General features: G+C 64.2%; 16 protein-coding genes. 15 read left to right on the top strand and 1 reads right to left on the bottom strand.

The window, feature by feature from the left end:
* Positions 1 to 16 precede the first annotated feature (16 nt).
* The 15 genes from FLO80_RS14730 (at position 17) to FLO80_RS14660 (ending at position 16,301) form a co-directional block, all read left to right on the top strand.
* A complete protein-coding gene (locus FLO80_RS14730) occupies positions 17 to 628 on the top strand; it encodes a LysE family translocator (RefSeq protein WP_111362448.1) in 612 nt (203 codons plus the stop codon).
* Positions 625 to 1,086, top strand: coding sequence for a DUF3429 domain-containing protein (locus FLO80_RS14725; protein ID WP_111362447.1), 462 nt, complete (start codon positions 625 to 627; stop codon positions 1,084 to 1,086). The genes FLO80_RS14730 and FLO80_RS14725 overlap by 4 nt, the downstream gene beginning before the upstream one ends.
* A complete protein-coding gene (locus tag FLO80_RS14720) occupies positions 1,083 to 1,688 on the top strand; it encodes a class I SAM-dependent methyltransferase (protein ID WP_111362446.1) in 606 nt (201 codons plus the stop codon). The genes FLO80_RS14725 and FLO80_RS14720 overlap by 4 nt, the downstream gene beginning before the upstream one ends.
* Positions 1,685 to 2,305: a glutathione S-transferase family protein gene (locus FLO80_RS14715; protein WP_246156698.1), complete on the top strand. Its 621-nt coding sequence runs from the start codon at positions 1,685 to 1,687 to the stop codon at positions 2,303 to 2,305. Before FLO80_RS14720 ends, FLO80_RS14715 begins: the two co-directional genes overlap by 4 nt.
* The gene (gene rnhA, locus FLO80_RS14710; protein ID WP_111362445.1) at positions 2,298 to 2,762 is read left to right on the top strand and encodes a ribonuclease HI; all 465 of its coding nucleotides are present in this window, start codon (positions 2,298 to 2,300) and stop codon (positions 2,760 to 2,762) included. The genes FLO80_RS14715 and rnhA overlap by 8 nt, the downstream gene beginning before the upstream one ends.
* Positions 2,759 to 3,382: a trimeric intracellular cation channel family protein gene (locus FLO80_RS14705; RefSeq protein ID WP_111362444.1), complete on the top strand. Its 624-nt coding sequence runs from the start codon at positions 2,759 to 2,761 to the stop codon at positions 3,380 to 3,382. The genes rnhA and FLO80_RS14705 overlap by 4 nt, the downstream gene beginning before the upstream one ends.
* Before the next feature lie 80 nt (positions 3,383 to 3,462).
* Positions 3,463 to 5,439: a CocE/NonD family hydrolase gene (locus tag FLO80_RS14700; RefSeq protein WP_111362443.1), complete on the top strand. Its 1,977-nt coding sequence runs from the start codon at positions 3,463 to 3,465 to the stop codon at positions 5,437 to 5,439.
* A gap of 132 nt (positions 5,440 to 5,571) precedes the next feature.
* Positions 5,572 to 7,155, top strand: a complete 1,584-nt coding sequence (locus tag FLO80_RS14695) for an ABC transporter substrate-binding protein (RefSeq protein WP_111362442.1) — start codon at positions 5,572 to 5,574, stop codon at positions 7,153 to 7,155.
* A 1-nt stretch (position 7,156) separates the two neighbouring features.
* Positions 7,157 to 8,116 carry an ABC transporter permease gene (locus tag FLO80_RS14690; RefSeq protein ID WP_111362441.1) on the top strand — a complete coding sequence of 320 codons (960 nt, stop codon included), beginning with the start codon at positions 7,157 to 7,159 and terminating at the stop codon, positions 8,114 to 8,116.
* Positions 8,116 to 8,931 (top strand): ABC transporter permease, encoded by an 816-nt coding sequence (locus FLO80_RS14685; protein WP_111363137.1) that lies wholly within the window; start codon positions 8,116 to 8,118, stop codon positions 8,929 to 8,931. Before FLO80_RS14690 ends, FLO80_RS14685 begins: the two co-directional genes overlap by 1 nt.
* Positions 8,928 to 10,565 (top strand): ABC transporter ATP-binding protein, encoded by a 1,638-nt coding sequence (locus tag FLO80_RS14680; protein WP_111362440.1) that lies wholly within the window; start codon positions 8,928 to 8,930, stop codon positions 10,563 to 10,565. The genes FLO80_RS14685 and FLO80_RS14680 overlap by 4 nt, the downstream gene beginning before the upstream one ends.
* Positions 10,566 to 10,753: 188 nt before the next feature.
* A complete protein-coding gene (locus FLO80_RS14675; RefSeq protein ID WP_111362439.1) occupies positions 10,754 to 13,435 on the top strand; it encodes a bifunctional acetate--CoA ligase family protein/GNAT family N-acetyltransferase in 2,682 nt (893 codons plus the stop codon).
* 48 nt (positions 13,436 to 13,483) lie between these two features.
* On the top strand, positions 13,484 to 14,401 hold the full coding sequence (locus FLO80_RS14670; protein WP_111362438.1) for a histone deacetylase family protein: 918 nt from the start codon (positions 13,484 to 13,486) through the stop codon (positions 14,399 to 14,401).
* 91 nt (positions 14,402 to 14,492) lie between these two features.
* Complete coding sequence (locus FLO80_RS14665; RefSeq protein ID WP_111362437.1) at positions 14,493 to 15,380, top strand: cation diffusion facilitator family transporter; 888 nt, start codon at positions 14,493 to 14,495, stop codon at positions 15,378 to 15,380.
* Positions 15,381 to 15,464: 84 nt separating this feature from the next.
* Positions 15,465 to 16,301, top strand: coding sequence for an alkaline phosphatase family protein (locus FLO80_RS14660; protein WP_111362436.1), 837 nt, complete (start codon positions 15,465 to 15,467; stop codon positions 16,299 to 16,301).
* Positions 16,302 to 16,574: 273 nt separating this feature from the next.
* Here the strand turns inward: FLO80_RS14660 and FLO80_RS14655 are convergent, their stop codons facing one another.
* Positions 16,575 to 17,600, bottom strand: coding sequence for a hypothetical protein (locus FLO80_RS14655; protein ID WP_111362435.1), 1,026 nt, complete (start codon positions 17,598 to 17,600; stop codon positions 16,575 to 16,577).
* Positions 17,601 to 17,641 lie beyond the last annotated feature (41 nt).

Below are 17,641 nucleotides of genomic sequence, written 5' to 3'. Positions count from 1 at the left end.
TCAGGAGGTGCTCCCGATGTCCATTCAATTTCTGATGACCGCCCTCGTGGTCTGTCTCGTGCCGGGGACGGGGGTGATCTATACGCTGGCCTGCGGGCTGGGGCAGGGCAGGCGCGCGGCCTTGTGGTCGGCGCTGGGCTGCACGATCGGGATCGTGCCCGCGCTGGTCGCGGCGGTGGCGGGGCTGGCGGCGGTGCTGCATTCCTCGGCGCTGTTGTTCCAGGTGGTGAAATTCGCCGGTGTCGCCTATCTTCTGTGGTTGGCGTGGCAGGCGCTGAAATCGGGGGGCGCGCTCAATGTGCAGGCCGAACGCAGGGCGCAGCCGGGCTGGCGCGTGGCGTGGCGCGCGGTGCTGATCAACACGCTGAACCCGAAACTGTCGATCTTCTTCCTCGCGCTTTTGCCGCCCTTCCTGTCGGGTGATCCGGCGACGGCCACGCGGGAGCTTGTCTTGATGGGGTCGGTGTTCATGGCGATGACCTTTGGCATTTTCGTTCTTTACGGGCTGTTTGCGGCGCAGGCGCGGGTGCTGATCCTTGGCAATGCGCGGCTGATGGCGTGGGTCAATCGCGGCTTTGCCGCGGTCTTTGCCCTGTTGGCCGGCCGCCTGGCGCTGGAACGGGCATGAGCGGTGCGCGCGATATTCCCGGCGCGGCGCTTTGGCTCGGGCTGGCGGGGCTCTTGCCGTTCATCTGGGGTGCGGGCACGACGATTTTTCCCGAGTTGGGCGATGCTGTGCGTCCCGTGGTCGGATCGCGGATGATCGGACCTTATGTTCAGCTTTTCTTTGGCATGGTGATCCTGTCGTTCATGTCGGGTGTGCTATGGGGGTTTGCCACACGGGCGCAGCCGGATCAGGCGACCTGGGCCTACGGGCTCTCGGTGTTGCCGGCGCTTTGGGCGTTTTTCATGACCGGGGGCGGGCCTTATGGTGCGGGGCTGGCGCTGATGGCGGGGTTTGCGGGGCTTCTGGCGCTGGATTGGCTTTACTGGCGCGCGGGAATCGCGCCGGATTGGTGGATGCGGCTGCGGGTGCCGCTGACGGTGGTCGTGATTGTCTGCCTCGGAGTGGGAGTGATGGCATGAGCGATGGACGCACGATCGCGGTTTATGATGCGCGGGCCGGGGATTACGAAAAGGTCAACGAAAAGCTCTATGAGCTGGCCGATCTCGAAGCGTTTGCCGCGCGCGTGGCCGCGGGTGGGCGGGTGCTCGATCTGGGCTCTGGGCCGGGGTTTTATGCCGCGAGGCTGGCCGAATGGGGGTTCGAGGCGGATGCCACCGATGCCTCTGCCGAGATGGTGGCACGCGCGGCGTGCAAACCCGGCGTGACCGCGTGGCAGGCGCGGTTCGACGAATTGGTGGCCGAGGGTGTGTATGACGGCATATGGGCCAATTTCAGCCTGCTGCACCTGCCCAAGGCCGAGATGCCGGGGATGCTGTTGCGTATCCGGCGGGCGGGCAAGCCGGGGATGGCGCTGCATGTGGGTCTGAAGCTCGGTGAGGGCGAGGGGCCGGACGGGATCGGGCGGTTCTATGCGTATTACGGCGAGGATGAGTTGCTGGGCCTCATGCGCGATGCCGGGTTCGAGGTGATCGCGCGGCGGTTCGGGCGCGGCAAGGGCCTCGACGGGAGCCTGTCGGATCATATCGTGGTGCTGGCCCGAGCGAAGCCGGTGCCGGAATGAGCGGGATGGTTCTCTACTCGATGCCCTCGTCGGGCAACAGCTACAAGGTGCGCCTGTTGCTGGCGTTGCTGGGGCGGGATTACAGCCATGTGCCGGTTGAGGCGCGATCACCCGGGATCGAGGCGGCAAAGGCGGCGGGGCAGTTGCCGATGGGCAAGGCCCCGGCGTTGCATCTGGACACCGGCGAGATCCTGACCGAGTCGAACGCGATCCTGTGGTACCTGGGGGAGGGAACGGGCTGGATTCCGCCTGATCCCCTGGCGCGGGCGCGAATGCTGAGCTGGATGTTCTTCGAGCAGAACCGGCATGAGCCGGTGATCGCGGTGCGTGCCGCGCTCAGATGTTATCCGGATCGGGCCGAGGCGGCCACGCCGGAACGCATGGCGGAACTCTACGAGGCCGGGCAGGATATCCTGAGCCTGATGGAGCAGGGTTTGGGCGAGGCACCGTTCTTTGGCGGCGCGCGGGCCGACTTGGCCGATATCGCGCTTTATGGCTATACCCACAGCGCCGAGAGCCGGGGCGGGTTCGATCTCGGGGCGTGCCCCCGCCTGAGGGCGTGGATCGCCCGGATTGCGGACCTGCCCGGATACGTGGAGTTGATGCCCGATGCCTGAACTTTTCGCCTATACCGACGGGGCGTGCAGCGGCAACCCGGGGCCCGGGGGCTGGGGTGTCCTGTTGCAGGCGGTCGAGGGCGAGACGGTGTTGAAGGAACGCACCCTGTCGGGGGGCGAGGCCGAGACCACCAACAACCGGATGGAGCTTTTGGCGGCGATCCACGCGCTTGAGGTGCTGGAGCGGGCGTCGAAGATCACGATCGTGACCGATTCGGCCTATGTGAAGAACGGTGTGACCGGGTGGATTCACGGCTGGAAGCGGAACGGCTGGAAAACGTCGGCCAAGAAGCCGGTCAAGAATGCCGAGTTGTGGCAGCGGCTCGACGCGGCGCAGGCGCGGCATGACGTGACGTGGCAATGGGTCAAGGGCCATGCGGGCCACCTCGAGAACGAACGCGCCGACGAGTTGGCGCGCGAGGGCATGGCACCTTTCAAGAAAGCGGCCCGGGCATGAGCTGGGCCGCGCTTCTCGATTATGCGGCGGTTCTGGTTTTCGCACTGACCGGGGCGTTGGCGGCGAGTCGGGCGCAGCTCGATATCGTGGGGTTTGCTTTCGTTGCCTGCCTGACGGGGGTGGGCGGGGGCACGCTGCGCGATGTGTTGCTTGACCGTGACCCGGTCTTCTGGATTGCCGAGCCGCTTTATATCGCTGTGGCGGTTCTGGGGGCGGTTGCGGTGTTCTTTACCGCGCATTTGATGGAAAGCCGGTATCGCTGGCTCACCTGGTTGGATGCTTTCGCGCTGGCCGTGGCGGTTCCGGCGGGGGTGAGCCTTGCTGTGGCGACGGAGCAATCGGGGCCGGTGATCATCATCATGGGGATGGTCACGGGCTGCCTTGGCGGGTTGATGCGTGACGTGGTGTGCAACGAGGTGCCGCTGGTTCTCAAACAGGGAGAGCTTTACGCCAGCGCGGCCCTTGCGGGCGCGGGCGGTGCGGTTGTTGCATTGGCTGCGGGTCTGGGCGAGGGGATGGCACTCGTGATCTGTGGTGCGGTGACGCTGGCACTGCGGGCGGGTTCGATCATCTTTGGCTGGCGTCTCCCGGTTTACAAGGCCCGTCCGCCAAGGGTGTGAGTGGTCTGCCTGCCGACCCGTTGTTGACTTTGGGCGCGCCTGCCGGGAGGTTGCGCGAAATTGGAAAAAGGGTGCCTGACATGGCTGACTTGCGAGAAATCGAGGAAATTCCGGACCTTGGGATCGTGATGCCCGATGGGGTGCGGCTGTCGTGCCGGGTGTGGCGTCCGGTGGATTGCGCGGATGATCCGGTGCCCGCGATTGTCGAGCATCTGCCCTATCGCAAGCGCGACGGGACGGCGGCGCGTGACGAGATCACCCATCCATGGATGGCGAGGCGCGGCTATGCCTGCGTGCGGGTGGACATGCGCGGCAATGGCGACAGCGACGGGTTGATGGAGGATGAATACACCCCGCAGGAACTGGCCGATGCGGTTTCGGTGATCGAATGGCTGGCGGCGCAGCCTTGGTGCAACGGCCGCGTGGGCATGATGGGGATCAGCTGGGGCGGGTTCAACGGGGTGCAGGTGGCGCAACTGGCGCCCGAACCTTTGAAGGCGGTGATTTCGCTGTGCTCGACCGTGGATCGTTTCAACGATGACATCCATTACAAGGGCGGGTGCCTCTTGAACGAGAACCTGGCCTGGTCCTCGACCATGTGGGCCTATTCGAGCCGTCCGCCCGACCCGGCGCTGCGCGCGGATTGGCGGGAAACCTGGCTGAAACGGTTGGAGGCGGAGCCGTTTCTGTTGAGCACGTGGCTCAGGCACCAGAGGCGGGACGATTACTGGAAGCATGGCAGCATTTGCGAGGATTATTCGGCGCTGAAGGCGAAGGTTCTGGCGATCAGCGGCTGGGCCGACGGGTACAAGAACGCGGTGCCCGCGATGGTGGAGAACCTGCCCGGTGCCAAGGGCATCAACGGGCCGTGGGTGCATCTTTACCCACATATCGCGCGCCCCGAGCCGCGGATCGGGTTCCTGCAGGTCGCCAAACGCTGGTGGGATCGGTGGTTGAAGGACGTGGAGAACGGCGCCGAGGATGACCCGGCCTATCGCGCCTACCTGATCGAGGGGCACAGGCCGCACCGGGTGGCCACGGAACGGCCCGGACTCTGGATTGCCGACGCGGCAACGCAGGGTGTGCCGGAGCGGTTCGCGCTGGGCGCGGGCGGTATTCTGGGTGGTGACGGGGAAGAGGCGGTGAGCGTGGCCTCGCCCCAGACCTGCGGCATGGGGGGCAGCGAATATTACGCCATCGGGCGTGGGCCGGAACTGTCGGGCGATCAACGTGGTGACGATGCGGTATCGGCGGTGTGGGTTTCTGCGCCGCTGGACGAGAGCCGCGATATCCTCGGTGCGCCGGTGGTGCGGTTGCGCCTGTCGGCGGACACGGCGCAGGGGCAGATCGTGGTGCGACTCAATCATGTTCATCCCGACGGGGTGCGGACACGGATCACCTATGGTGTGCTGAACCTCACGCATCGGAACGGTCACGCGGCGCCCGAGCCGATGGTGCCGGGGGAGGCGGTGGAGGTCGAGGTCGTGCTTGACCATATCGCCTATCGGGTGCCCGAGGGGCACAGGATCGCCGTGGCAGTGAGCACGGCCTATTGGCCGCTTTTGTGGCCCGCGTCCGAGGCGGCCTGCGTGACGATCGCGGGCGGGGCGCTGGATCTTCCGGTGCGGGCGCGGGCGGACGCCGAGGAATGGGATTTTCCCCCGGTGGACGAGGATGTAACGCCCTGGCAAGTGGAGGAGCTGCGCGCGCCGGAGAATATTCGCCGGGTCGAAGAGGATTTGTCGAGCGGTCTTGTGACCGTGATCATCGAGGATGATTTCGGAAAACAGCGCGATCTCGGGCACGGGTTGATCTCGGGGGGGATATCCCGCGAACGCTGGGTGATTCACCCCGACGACCCGCTGAGCGCGCGGGGCATCACCCATTGGACCGAGGAAACCGGGCGTGACGACATGATGCTGCGGACCGAAACTTTTGCCGAAATGTGGTCGGATCGAAAGGAATTTCATGTTACTGCGCGACTGGAAGCTTACGAAAATGACACATTGGTCTATCAAAAGGAAATGACGGACAGCATCCCGCGTGACGGAATGTGATCGGGCACGAGGCGAAGTTTTTCCAGAAATTCCTTGAAGCCTCGGGGGGGATGCGGTTTGATTGACTCATGAGTTAATAACGCGGGGCCGGGAACGGGACACCGTGAAGCAAGAACAACAAGGGAGACCGAAATGAAAGATTATCTCGACTATCTCAAGGTGAGCGCGGCGATGGGCCGGATCTCGCGTCGCGATTTCATGGGCCGCGCGGCGGCCGTGGGCGTAACGGCGGCGGCAGCCAACACGATGCTGGCCGAGGCGGTTCACGCGGCGGGGCCGCAAAAGGGCGGGATCATGCGGCTGGGCCTTCAGGGCGGGTCGACCACTGACAGCCTCGATCCGGCGCTGGCCACCAACCAGGTGGCGCTGATGGCGATTCGGCTTTGGGGCGAGAGCCTGACCGAGCTGGCCGATGATGGCAGCATCGCGGGCAAGGTCGCCGAGAGCTTCTCGGCGTCGGCGGATGCCAAGACCTGGACCTTCAAGATCCGCGAAGGCATCACCTTCTCGAACGGCAAGTCGGTCACGGCCGAGGATGTCGTCGCCACCATCGAGCGTCATTCGGACGAGGATGCGAAGTCGGGCGCGCTGGGCCTGTTGCGCGACATCACCAATGTGAGTGCCGATGGCGACAGCGTGGTTGTCGAACTCAACAGCGCGAATGCCGACCTGCCTTACATGCTGGCCGATTATCACCTTGCCATTCAGCCCAATGGCGGCAAGGACGCGCCCGACGCGGCGATCGGCACCGGTCCTTACATCATCAAGGAAGCCGAGATGGGCGTGCGGATCATCGCCGAGAAGAACCCTGACTTCTGGGGCGATATGGGCCATGCCGCCGAGATCGAGGTTCTGGTGATCAACGACAACACCGCCCGTGTGGCGGCGCTGCAATCGGGGCAGGTGGACATGATCGACCGGGTGCCGCCGCGCACCGCCGATCTGATCAACCGGGCGCCCGGCATCACCGTGCGGACGTCGTCCGGCCCGGGCCATTACGTGTTCATCATGCATTGTGACACGGAGCCCTTTGCCAACAACGACGTGCGTATGGCGCTGAAATACGGGATCAACCGGCAGGAAATGGTCGACAAGATCCTGCATGGGTATGGCTCGGTCGGGAATGACACGCCGATCAACGCCTCCTACCCGCTTTATACCGAGATGGAACAGCGCGAGTACGACCCCGACAAGGCCGCGTTCCACATGAAGAAATCGGGCTATGAAGGGTCGATCCTGCTGCGCACCTCGGACAATTCGTTCCCCGGTGCGCCGGATGCGGCGGCGCTGTTCCAGCAAAGCTGTGCCGGAGCGGGGATCACGGTTGAGATCAAGCGTGAGCCCAATGACGGCTATTGGTCGGAAGTCTGGAATGCGCAGCCATTCTGCACCAGCTACTGGGGCGGGCGGCCGACGCAGGACCAGATGTACACCACCGCCTATCTGTCGACCGCGGACTGGAACGACACGCGTTTCAACAACGAGACGTTCGATCAGTTGCTGATGGCGGCGCGGGCCGAGCTGGACACGGCCAAGCGCAAGCAGATGTATGCCGACATGGGCATGATCGTGCGCGACGAGGGCGGGTTGATCTGCCCGATGTTCAACGACTTCCTCGATGCGACAACCGACCGGGTCGCAGGTTGGGTGGATGGCGTTGCGGGCCAGCCGCTGATGAACGCCTATGCGCCGTTCCGGATGTGGGTCGCGGCGTAAGATGTCGCCTGTCCTGAGATTGCTGGTCCAGCGGATTTCGCTGGGCCTGCTTCTGCTCTTCTTCGTGTCGGTGTTGATCTTCGCCGGCACGATCGTCCTGCCCGGAGACGTGGCACAATCCATCCTTGGCCAGTCGGCCACACCCGAGGCGCTGGCCAATCTGCGGCGCGACATGGGGCTGAACGATCCACCGGTGCAACGCTACTTCGCCTGGCTGGGCGGTGTGGTTCAGGGCGATCTCGGCACGTCGCTCACGTCGGGGCAGGATATCGCCTCGGCGATGGGGTCGCGGCTTGGCAATACGCTGTTCCTAGCGTTCTGGGCGGCAATGATCTCGGTTCCTCTGGCGATCTTCCTTGGCCTTCTGGCGGTGCGGTATCGCGACCGCTGGCCGGACAAGCTTATCTCCGGGGTCACGCTGGCGTCGATCTCGGTGCCCGAGTTCCTGGTTGCTTACGTGGTGATGTTCTTCCTCGGGGTGCAGTTTCGCCTGCTCAACCCGACGGCGGTCGGGTTCCGGCCGGATGCGGATGTGTTCACCAAGCTTGAATCGATTGCCTTGCCGGTGCTTGTCCTGACCCTTGTGATCCTCGCGCACATGATGCGGATGACGCGGGCGGCGATCCTCAACGTGATGCAATCGGCCTATATCGAGACGGCGGAACTCAAGGGGCTGACGATGTTCAAGATCATCTGGCGCCATGCCTTTCCCAACTCGATTGCGCCGGTGGTCAACGTGGTGATGCTCAACCTTGCCTACCTGGTGGTGGGGGTCGTGGTGATCGAGGTGGTGTTCGTCTACCCGGGAATGGGTCAATATCTGGTCGATCATGTGAGCAAACGGGACGTGCCGGTGGTGCAGGCCTGTGGCCTTGTCTTCGCGGCGGTCTATATCGGGCTGAACCTTGTGGCCGATATCGTTTCGATCCTGACCAATCCGAGATTGAGGCACCCGAAATGATCAAGACCATTCCAATGGCCGCGGCGGTCGGTCTGTTCTTTACCGCACTTTACTTCCTGATGGCGATTTTCGCGCCCTGGATCGCGCCCTATGGCATGGCCGAGGTGGTCGGGGGCGTGTGGGAACCGTCGAGTTCCAAGCACTGGCTGGGCACCGACAATATCGGGCGCGACCTGCTGACCCGGATGATATATGGCGGGCGCACGACGATCTTTATCGCCACGGTCGCGACTTTCATCTCGTTCACCACGGGTTCGATCCTTGGCTTTCTGGCGGCGGTGATGGGGGGCTGGGTCGATCAGGCGCTGTCGCGCTTTGTCGATCTGATCATGTCGATCCCGTCGCTCATCTTTGCGCTGGTGGTTCTGTCGGTGATGCCGGTCACGGTGCCTGTGCTGGTTCTGGTGATGGGCTTCCTGGACAGCACGCGGGTCTTCCGCCTGAGCCGGGCGGTGGCGGTGGATATCAACGTGATGGATTTCGTCGAGGCCGCCAAGCTGCGTGGTGAGGGGCGGGTCTGGGTGATCTTTCGCGAGATCCTGCCCAATGCCCTGTCGCCGCTGGTGGCCGAGATGGGGCTGCGCTTCATCTTCATGGTGCTTTTCATCTCGACGCTGTCATTCCTCGGGCTGGGCATTCAGCCGCCTGAGGCCGATTGGGGTGGGATCGTGAAAGAGAATGCTGACGGGATCAATTACGGCATCGGTGCCGCGCTTTATCCGGCGGTGGCGATCGCGACGCTGGCGATCAGCGTGAACCTTGTCGCGGACTGGGTCCTGAACCGCACGACGAGCCTGAAAGGGGGGCGGGGATGAGTGATGCTCTGGTAAAGGTGCGTGGCCTCAAGATCGGCGCGACGGTCTATCCGCCCGATGAGCCACCGCATGACATCGAGATCGTGCATGGTGTCGATTTCGAACTTGAACGCGGCAAGGTTCTGGGCCTGATCGGCGAGTCGGGCGCGGGCAAGTCCACGATCGGTCTGGCCACCATGGCTTATGGCCGAGGCGGGGTAACGATCACCGGCGGCGAGGTCTGGGTCAACGGGCGTGACATCCTGCAAACGGGCTGGCGCGATGTGCGGCGGCTGCGCGGTGGCGAGGTGACCTATGTCAGCCAGTCGGCGGCGGCCTCGTTCAACCCGGCCAGGAAGATCATGGACCAGGTGGTCGAAGCCTCGGTCGAGCACGGCAAGTTCTCGCGCCGCGAGGCCGAGAAGCGGGCGGTCGAGTTGTTCGCCAAGCTGGGCCTGCCCGAGCCCGACAAGATCGGCGACCGCTATCCGCACCAGGTGTCGGGTGGGCAGTTGCAACGCTGCATGACGGCGTTGGCGCTCTGTCCCGAGCCCGAGCTGGTGGTGTTCGACGAGCCCACCACCGCGCTGGACGTGACCACCCAGATCGACGTGTTGATGGCGATCAAGGAGGCAATCCGCGATACCGGGGTGGCGGCGCTTTACATCACCCATGACCTCGCCGTGGTGGCGCAGGTCAGCGACAACATCATGGTGCTCAAGATGGGCGAGATGGTGGAATATGGCACCACCGAGCAGATCATCAACGCGCCCAAGGAAGAATATACCCGCGCGTTGGTTTCGGTGCGCTCGATCGAGCATGAAGAGAAACAGCCGAATCCCGAACCGGTGTTGCGATGCGAGAACATCACCGCGCGTTACAAGGGCACGAAATTCGATGTTCTGCATGATGTGAGCGTCGATCTGAGCCCCGGTCAGACGCTGGCCGTGGTGGGCGAAAGCGGATCGGGGAAGTCGACCTTGGCGCGCGTGATCACGGGGCTTTTGCCGCCAAGCGAAGGCCGGATCGAGTTTGCCGGACGCACCCTTTCGCCAGACCTGGTGAGCCGAGACCGAGAAGACCTGCGCGAATTGCAGATGATCTATCAGATGGCTGACGTGGCGATGAATCCGCGTCAGACGGTGGGTACGATCATCGGGCGGCCGCTGGAATTCTATTTCGGCATGCGGGGCGCGAAAAAGCGCGAGCGGATTCAGGAATTGCTCGACGAGATCGAGATGGGGGCGGGGTTCATCGACCGTTACCCGGCGGAATTGTCGGGCGGACAGAAGCAACGTGTCTGCATTGCCCGGGCGCTGGCGGCGGAACCCAAGCTGATCATCTGCGACGAGGTGACGAGCGCGCTCGATCCGCTGGTGGCGGATGGGATTCTCAAGCTCTTGCTGAACCTGCAGAAGGTCGAGAACGTGGCCTATCTCTTCATCACCCACGATCTGGCCACGGTGCGGGCCATCGCGGATTCGATCGCGGTGATGTATCAGGGCAAGGTGGTGCGATACGGCACCAAGAGCGAGGTTCTGAGCCCGCCCTTCGACGATTACACTGATCTGCTTTTGAGCTCCGTCCCCGAGATGAAGCTGGGTTGGCTGGAAGAGGTCATCGCGCATCGCAAGATGGAAAGCGCGGGCAACTGAGCCGGGCCGGGCGGGACGGCGAATCGCATATGCGGCGCTTTGCTTTGCGAGGGACGTGGCGCGCTTTCGGGTGACGTTTGGGCAAGCGGTCTGCTTCTTGATCTGGCGCAAGGAGACCCGGGCAAGGCCATGTATTTTGCACGTGCAGCATGATAGGATTGCTGCGCAGCAAAGGATGAGACGCCATCATGTTCAAACGTCCGCTCGAAACATTGTTCAACCCGCGCGGCATCGCGGTTTTCGGTGCCAGTGAATCGGCCACGAGTGTCGGGTCCAAGGTTCACGCCAATCTTCTGGCGGGCGGGTTCGAGGGGCCGGTGGTGCCGGTCAATCCGAAATACGAGAGCGTGCGCGGACAGGTCTGTTACAAGTCCATCGCTGATGTGCCCGACCGGATCGATCTTGCGGTGATCGCGACGCCGGCGGCGGTGATCCCGGATATTCTGCGGGATCTGGGCGCGGCGGGTATCGGCGCCGCGATCGTTCTGTCCGCAGGGTTCCGCGAAGTGGGCGAGGAGGGCCGCAAGCTTGAGGCGAAGCTCAAGGAGGCGGCGCGCAAGGCGGGGGTTCGGTTCCTCGGCCCCAATTGCGTCGGGCTGGTGCGGCCATGGCTGGGGATGAACGCGACATTTCTCAATTCCGACGCGCCCGAGGGGCGGTTGGCGGTGGTGTCGCAATCCGGCGCGCTGTGTTCGGCGATTGTCGATTGGGCGGGGCCGCATCATCTGGGGTTTTCGGCCATTGTGTCGCTGGGCAATTCGGCCAACGCCGATTTCGGCGACGTGCTGCATTTCCTGTCGACCGATCCCAAGACGGAGGCGATCCTGCTTTATGTCGAGGGGATCAACAATGCGCCGGGGTTCCTGAGTGCCTTGCGGATCGCGGCGCGCTCGAAGCCGGTGATCGTGCTGAAATCGGGGCGCCATGCGGCCAGCTCCAAGGCGGCGAACACCCATACCGGGGCGCTGATCGGGTCGGACGCGGTGTTCGACGCGGCGCTATCACGCTCGGGTGCGGTGCGGGCCACGACATTCGGCCAGCTTTTCGCCGCTGCCGAGATCCTGTCGGCGGGCAAGCGTGCCGGGGGCAACAGGTTGGGCATCGTGACCAATGGTGGCGGGGCCGGGGTTCTGGCCGCCGACCGGGCGGGCGATCTGGGGCTCGAAGTGGCGCCGATCACCGAAAAGACGGTGAAGGCGCTCGACAAGGTGTTGTCGCCCTATTGGAGCCATGGCAACCCGGTCGATATCCTGGGGGATGCCTCGGCCGAAGCCTATGGCGTGGCGTTGAAGGCCAGCCTCGACGATCCCAACCTGGACGGGGTTCTGGTGATGCTGACCCCGCAGGCGATGACCGAGGCAAGTGCGGCTGCGCGGGCGGTGGTCGACGCGGTGCCCAAGCGGGGCAAGAAGCCGGTTCTGGCCTGCTGGATGGGCGAATCCTCGGTGGCCGAGGGGCGGCGCATCCTGAGCGAGAACGGCATTCCCGATTTCATCACGCCCGAGCGCGCGGTGGAGGCATTTTCCTACCTGGCGCAGCATCACCGGCACCAGCGGCTGGCGCTGGAGGTGCCCGAACCGCTGACCGAGGTGGCCGACCCGGACCTGATGGGCGCGCGGATGATCATCGACACGGCGTTGCGCGACGGGCGCCATATGCTCAACGATATCGAGAGCAAGGCGATATTGCGCGCGTTCCGCGTCCCGACGAACATGACCATCGAGGCCGACAGCGCCGGTGACGCACTCGTGGCCGCCGAGACGGTGGGTTTCCCGGTGGCGATGAAGATCCTGAGCCCGGACATTCCGCACAAGTCGGATGTGGGCGGCGTGATGCTCAACCTGATGAATGCAGCAGACGTGATGGCGGCATGGCGTCAGATCACCGAGAGGGCCAAGGCGCTGCGCCCCGAAGCGCGGATCGAGGGCGTGACGATCGAGCGGATGGCGCAGGTCGACGATGCGCGCGAGCTGGTGGTGGGGGCAAGCCGCGATCCGGTCTTTGGCCCGGTGATCATGTTCGGCGCGGGCGGCACGATGGTCGAGATCCTGCGCGACAACGCGGTGGCGCTGCCGCCGCTCAACGCGGTACTGGCAAACCGGCTGATTGACCGGACGCGGGTGTCGCGTCTGCTCGACGCGTTCAGGGACCGGCATGCGGTCAAGCGCGAGGCGGTTGTCGATGTGCTGATGCGGGTGTCGGACATGGTCTGTGAATTGCCCGAGATCGTGGAACTTGACCTCAACCCGCTTTTTGCCGGGCCCGACGGGGTGTTGTCGGTCGATGCGCGGATCGTGATCAAACGACCGCCGAGCAAGGACGGGCCTTATGATCACATGGCGATCCATCCCTATCCGCGGCATCTGGTCAAGGAGGCGCATCTGTCGGACGGCCAGATCCTGACCATCCGGCCGATCCGGCCCGAGGATGCGGAAGCAGAGCGGAATTTCGTGCGCGACCTGTCACCGCAGGCCAAGCGGTTCCGGTTCATGGGCACGATCAACGAATTGTCGGCCGAGATGCTGGCGCGGTTCACGCAGATTGACTATCGCACCGAGATGGCGCTGGTGGCGCTTGTGGGCGAGGAGGGCCACCAGAAGCAGGTCGGCGTGGCGCGTTATGCGATCAATCCCGACCGGCGCAGTTGCGAATTCGCGGTGGTCGTCAATGACAAGCTACAGCATCAGGGGATCGGGACGCGGCTGATGAAGGCGCTGATGGATGCGGCGCGCGATCATGGGTTGGTGTCGATCGAGGGGACGGTGTTGCGTGAGAATAGCCAGATGCTGCACCTGATGGAGGAACTCGGGTTTCACAGCGAACGCTCGACAGAGGATCGCGAGATCGTGGTGGTGCAGCGGGAATTGTGAGATCGGGCGCCTGCGCTGTTGAACGGGCGCGGCGCGGGAGGAGGGAACATGCTGGCGTTCATTTCGCATGCCGAGTGCATGGAACACGATACGGGCATGCTGCATCCCGATCAGCCAGAGCGGATTTCGGCGATCGAGAACCAGTTGATCATGTCGGGGCTGGATTTCGTGGTGCGCCGGTTCGATGCGCCCAAGGTGACGCGTGCGGAGTTGGAGCGGGTTCATGATGCGGCCTATCTCGACCGGATATATGCGCTCGATCCGGTGCGCGAGCCGGTCGAGATCGACGGCGACACGGTGATGTCGCCGGGCACGCTGCGCGCGGCGGAGCGGGCGGCGGGGGCCGGTGTTCTGGGGGTCGATGCGATCATGGCGGGCGAAGTGCATTCGGCGTTTTGCGCGGTGCGCCCGCCGGGGCATCATGCCGAACGGGGCCGCGCGATGGGGTTTTGTCTCTTTGACAATATCGCGGTGGCGGCGGCGCATGCGCTTGAGGCGCATGGGCTAAGCCGTGTGGCGATCGTTGATTTCGATGTGCATCATGGCAACGGCACCGAGGATATTTTTCGCGACGAGCCGAGGGTGCTGTTCTGTTCGTCATTCCAGCATCCGTTCTATCCGTTCACCGGCCATGCGTCGGACACCGCGAACCTTGTCGATGTGCCATTGAGTGCGGGGGCGGGAGGCAAGGAGTTTCGCACGGGTGTGCGTGAACACTGGTTGCCCGCGCTGGAGGCCTTTGCGCCCGAGTTCCTGTTCATTTCGGCGGGGTTCGATGGCCATGTGGCCGATGACATGTCGCATCTGCAACTGACCGATGACGACTACGTCTGGGTCACGCAGGAGCTTTTGGCGGTGGCGCGGCGGCATGCGGGAGGGCGGGTGCTTTCCATGCTGGAGGGGGGATACGAGCCGGGGGCGCTGGCACGTAGCGTGGCGGCGCATATGAATGTGCTGATCGGATAGGGGGTCCGGTTCAGGGTTGAAAAAATCGCTGCGGTCTGGTCAATGCCGGACCAATGCACCGGAGCGGCCGGGGCTGGCGGGAAGGCGAAAGATGGAACGAACCCAGAAGATCGCCACGGGCAGCATCCTGATCGGGCTGGTGGTTCTGGCGCTCAAGCTCATGGCGTGGGCGATGACCGGATCGGTCGCGCTTCTGTCGGATGCGATGGAGAGTATCGTCAACGTGGCGACCGCGATTGCCGCGCTGATCGCGATCCGGATCGCGGCGCGACCCGCCGACAGCAACCACCCTTATGGCCATCACAAGGCCGAGTTCTTCAGCGCGGTGCTGGAGGGGGTTCTGATCATCATTGCGGCGCTCTTTATCCTGCGCGAGGCGGCGCAGGCGTTCATGAACCCGCGGGTTCTGGATGCGCCATTGACCGGGCTGGCGGTCAACGTGGCGGCGAATATCCTCAACGGGGTGTGGTGCTGGGTCCTGCTCAGGGAAGGGCGCAGGCTGCGTTCGCCCGCTCTGGTGGCGGATGGCAGGCATCTGTTGAGCGACGTGGTCTCTTCGGTCGGTGTCGCGGTCGGGGTTCTGCTGGCCATTCTGACCGGTTGGGTGCTGCTCGATCCGATCCTTGCGGCGCTGGTGGCGGTCAATATCCTGTGGTCGGGATGGAGGGTGGTTTCGACCAGCCTGAGCGGGTTGATGGACGAGGCGGTGCCCGAGGGTGAGCTTGAGCAGATCCGGGCGGTGATTTCCGACGCGGCGGAGGGTGCGATCGAGGCGCATGACCTCAAGACGCGGCAGGCGGGGCAGGCCACTTTCATCGAGTTTCACCTTGTGGTGGACGGGGATACATCGGTGACATCGGCGCATGACATCTGTGACCGGATCGAGCGGGCCTTGCATGCGGAATTCGCGGATGCGCAGGTCACCATCCATGTCGAGCCCGAGGACAAGGCCAAGCATTCGGGGGTCGTGGTGTTGTGAGCCGGGCGATTGCCAGGTTGTGCAGCCCGAGGTTTCCGGCGTCTGATCAAAGGGTTAGCGTTCTATTTCAAGGAAGGGCAGAAGATGGACGGAAAGCTTTTACTCATCATCATCGACGGGGTGCCGCAGCGGAATTTTCGCAGGCTTTTCGGTAACCTGGAAGGTTGGGTCGAGAGCGGGGAGGCGCAGCGGTTCACCCATCGCGCGGCGCTGCCGTCGATTTCGGCGAGCTGTTATGCCACGATCCACACCGGGGTTCCGGCGCAGGAGCATGGCTGCACCGGCAATGGCAACGTGTTCCGCCTGTCGCATCCGGATGTGTTCGGCCAGGTGCGCAAGGCGGGCGGCGTGACGGGGGCGGTGGCGCACAGTTTCTGGAGCGAGTTCTTCAACCGCTCGCCCTTCGATTACGTGCGCGACATCGAGTATGACGAGCCCGAGAGCGAGACCATCAATCACGGGCGGTTCCATTCGATGACGGGCTATGGCCTGATCAACCAGATGACGCCCTCGGATGTCGATCTCTATGCCACGCTGACCAGCCTGTGCCAGAGATTTTCCTTGAATTACGGGCTGTTGCACACTTGCACGCTCGACAGCATGGGGCACCGGTTCTTCCATGAAAGCCAGGAAATGGACCATGCCTGCGCGGTGATGGACGAGATGCTGGCGCCGTTCATTCCGCAATGGCGGGCGGCGGGATACGAGGTGATCGTGACCGCCGATCACGGGCAGGACGAGCGCGGCCATCATGGTGGGCGGGGCGATCTTCAGCAACTGACGTCGATGTATTATTTCGGTCCCGCGCAGGGGCCGGAGCGGGATGCCGAGATCGGCCAGGTGCAGATCGCGCCCACGATCCTGAGCCGTCTGGGCGCAGAAATTCCCGAGACGATGCGCGGCGAAATCTTCCTGCGGTGACACTGGCGGCGGCCACAGGTTGACAGTTTCCTGTGGCACCGTCCCGCCGGGTTAACGCGATCTTTCGGCGAAAAATCGGGGGGTGATTTCCGGCTGCTGCCCGGCTGTTGGGCGTATGACACGCGAGGGCGTTGGTGAGACCGCGAAAAGGGTTAACGCGCCGTGCGTTCCTTGTGGCGTTTCGGGAAAAGGCTGTATCGCAAATACCCTGCCGCGCTTCGCGCTCGCGGGACATTTGCGATGCATGATGTATCAGGTGTTTCCCGAAACGCTTCAGCCGCCGCAAATGCCCTGGAGCCTGAGCCAGTCCGCATCGGAGATGAGCGGGCCGGGGGCCTCGCTGGCAAACGGGTCGGCCTCGATCAGGCCGAGGGTGGTTTCGCCGGTGATGTCGCGGGCATAGCCATAGGGGGTCGAGCGCACGGACCAGGCCGCGAACCCGGTCAGCAGGGCCGCGTCGGTGAGCGGCACGGGGGGCGCGGTGAGCAGATCCTCGCCGTAGCTGTCGAGCATTTCGTCGGAGAGCTGTCCGGTGGTCAGCAGGCGCAGGCTGGCCATCATGCCCAGATGGTCGAGCATGCGGCGCAGCGGGTCGTCGATCTGGGCGCGCAGATGTTCGGCGATGATATACCCCGCCACCACGTCGGGTTCTTCGTGATCCTCGAACAGGCCGCGATTGAGCAGCACGATATTGCCGGGCAGGTGTGCCGCCTCGCGCACCCCGCCGCGCAGCGTGACGAGCCGCGCGGGCCCCTCGGGTGCGGGCAGGCGGGCCGAGAGCCGTGCCAGTGCCGACATGGCCTGTGGCTCGGTGCAGGGGGTTCCGGCGACACGCCGGATGCGCGTGAGCAGCGCGGTTCCGATCTCGGTGCGCTTGACGTCGGGGACGACGCTGACGGCGTGGTCGCGCAGCGCGCCAGGCAGCCAGAAGATGCCAAGGGCAAGGATGGTCGCCACCGAAAGCAGAAGCCCCATCAGGCGCAGCCGCCCGGGCCGGGGACGGGCGCGCTCGACCGCGTTGCGCAGGGTTTCGATGGCGGCGATCATCTGGGCCTCGTCCTCGGGCAGTTCGAGGGTTTCGCCGGGATCGCCGTCGGGGTGGAAGATCGCCGGGTGCTGGCCGGGATTGGCGCGCGCGACCGCGGGGATCGACCAATGGGCCAGCGCACGGTCGTTGTGATCGGTGATGGTGAGCGTCGCCTCGCCGATCGAGACGATTACCTCGCGGCGCTGGTCGTCCGGGGTGGGACGCCAAAGACCGGTGGCCTCGATCCGGTCATATGCACTGAGTGCGGTCATGTTCGGGCCTGCCCTGCCTCGTTCCTTGAGACGTTAGCATG

Source organism: Aquicoccus porphyridii, assembly GCF_008369105.1.
Lineage (GTDB): Bacteria > Pseudomonadota > Alphaproteobacteria > Rhodobacterales > Rhodobacteraceae > Aquicoccus > Aquicoccus porphyridii.
This window is presented reverse-complemented; position numbering and strand designations above follow the sequence as displayed.

Excerpts from the sequence above, each read along its gene's own strand:
- FLO80_RS14730 (WP_111362448.1), top strand. The coding sequence starts at position 17 with ATGTCCATTCAATTTCTGATGACCGCCCTCGTGGTCTGTCTCGTGCCG.
- FLO80_RS14725 (WP_111362447.1), top strand. The coding sequence starts at position 625 with ATGAGCGGTGCGCGCGATATTCCCGGCGCGGCGCTTTGGCTCGGGCTG.
- FLO80_RS14720 (WP_111362446.1), top strand. The coding sequence starts at position 1,083 with ATGAGCGATGGACGCACGATCGCGGTTTATGATGCGCGGGCCGGGGAT.
- FLO80_RS14715 (WP_246156698.1), top strand. The coding sequence starts at position 1,685 with ATGAGCGGGATGGTTCTCTACTCGATGCCCTCGTCGGGCAACAGCTAC.
- rnhA (WP_111362445.1), top strand. The coding sequence starts at position 2,298 with ATGCCTGAACTTTTCGCCTATACCGACGGGGCGTGCAGCGGCAACCCG.
- FLO80_RS14705 (WP_111362444.1), top strand. The coding sequence starts at position 2,759 with ATGAGCTGGGCCGCGCTTCTCGATTATGCGGCGGTTCTGGTTTTCGCA.
- FLO80_RS14700 (WP_111362443.1), top strand. The coding sequence starts at position 3,463 with ATGGCTGACTTGCGAGAAATCGAGGAAATTCCGGACCTTGGGATCGTG.
- FLO80_RS14695 (WP_111362442.1), top strand. The coding sequence starts at position 5,572 with ATGAAAGATTATCTCGACTATCTCAAGGTGAGCGCGGCGATGGGCCGG.
- FLO80_RS14690 (WP_111362441.1), top strand. The coding sequence starts at position 7,157 with ATGTCGCCTGTCCTGAGATTGCTGGTCCAGCGGATTTCGCTGGGCCTG.
- FLO80_RS14680 (WP_111362440.1), top strand. The coding sequence starts at position 8,928 with ATGAGTGATGCTCTGGTAAAGGTGCGTGGCCTCAAGATCGGCGCGACG.
- FLO80_RS14675 (WP_111362439.1), top strand. The coding sequence starts at position 10,754 with ATGTTCAAACGTCCGCTCGAAACATTGTTCAACCCGCGCGGCATCGCG.
- FLO80_RS14670 (WP_111362438.1), top strand. The coding sequence starts at position 13,484 with ATGCTGGCGTTCATTTCGCATGCCGAGTGCATGGAACACGATACGGGC.
- FLO80_RS14665 (WP_111362437.1), top strand. The coding sequence starts at position 14,493 with ATGGAACGAACCCAGAAGATCGCCACGGGCAGCATCCTGATCGGGCTG.
- FLO80_RS14660 (WP_111362436.1), top strand. The coding sequence starts at position 15,465 with ATGGACGGAAAGCTTTTACTCATCATCATCGACGGGGTGCCGCAGCGG.
- FLO80_RS14655 (WP_111362435.1), bottom strand. The coding sequence starts at position 17,600 with ATGACCGCACTCAGTGCATATGACCGGATCGAGGCCACCGGTCTTTGG.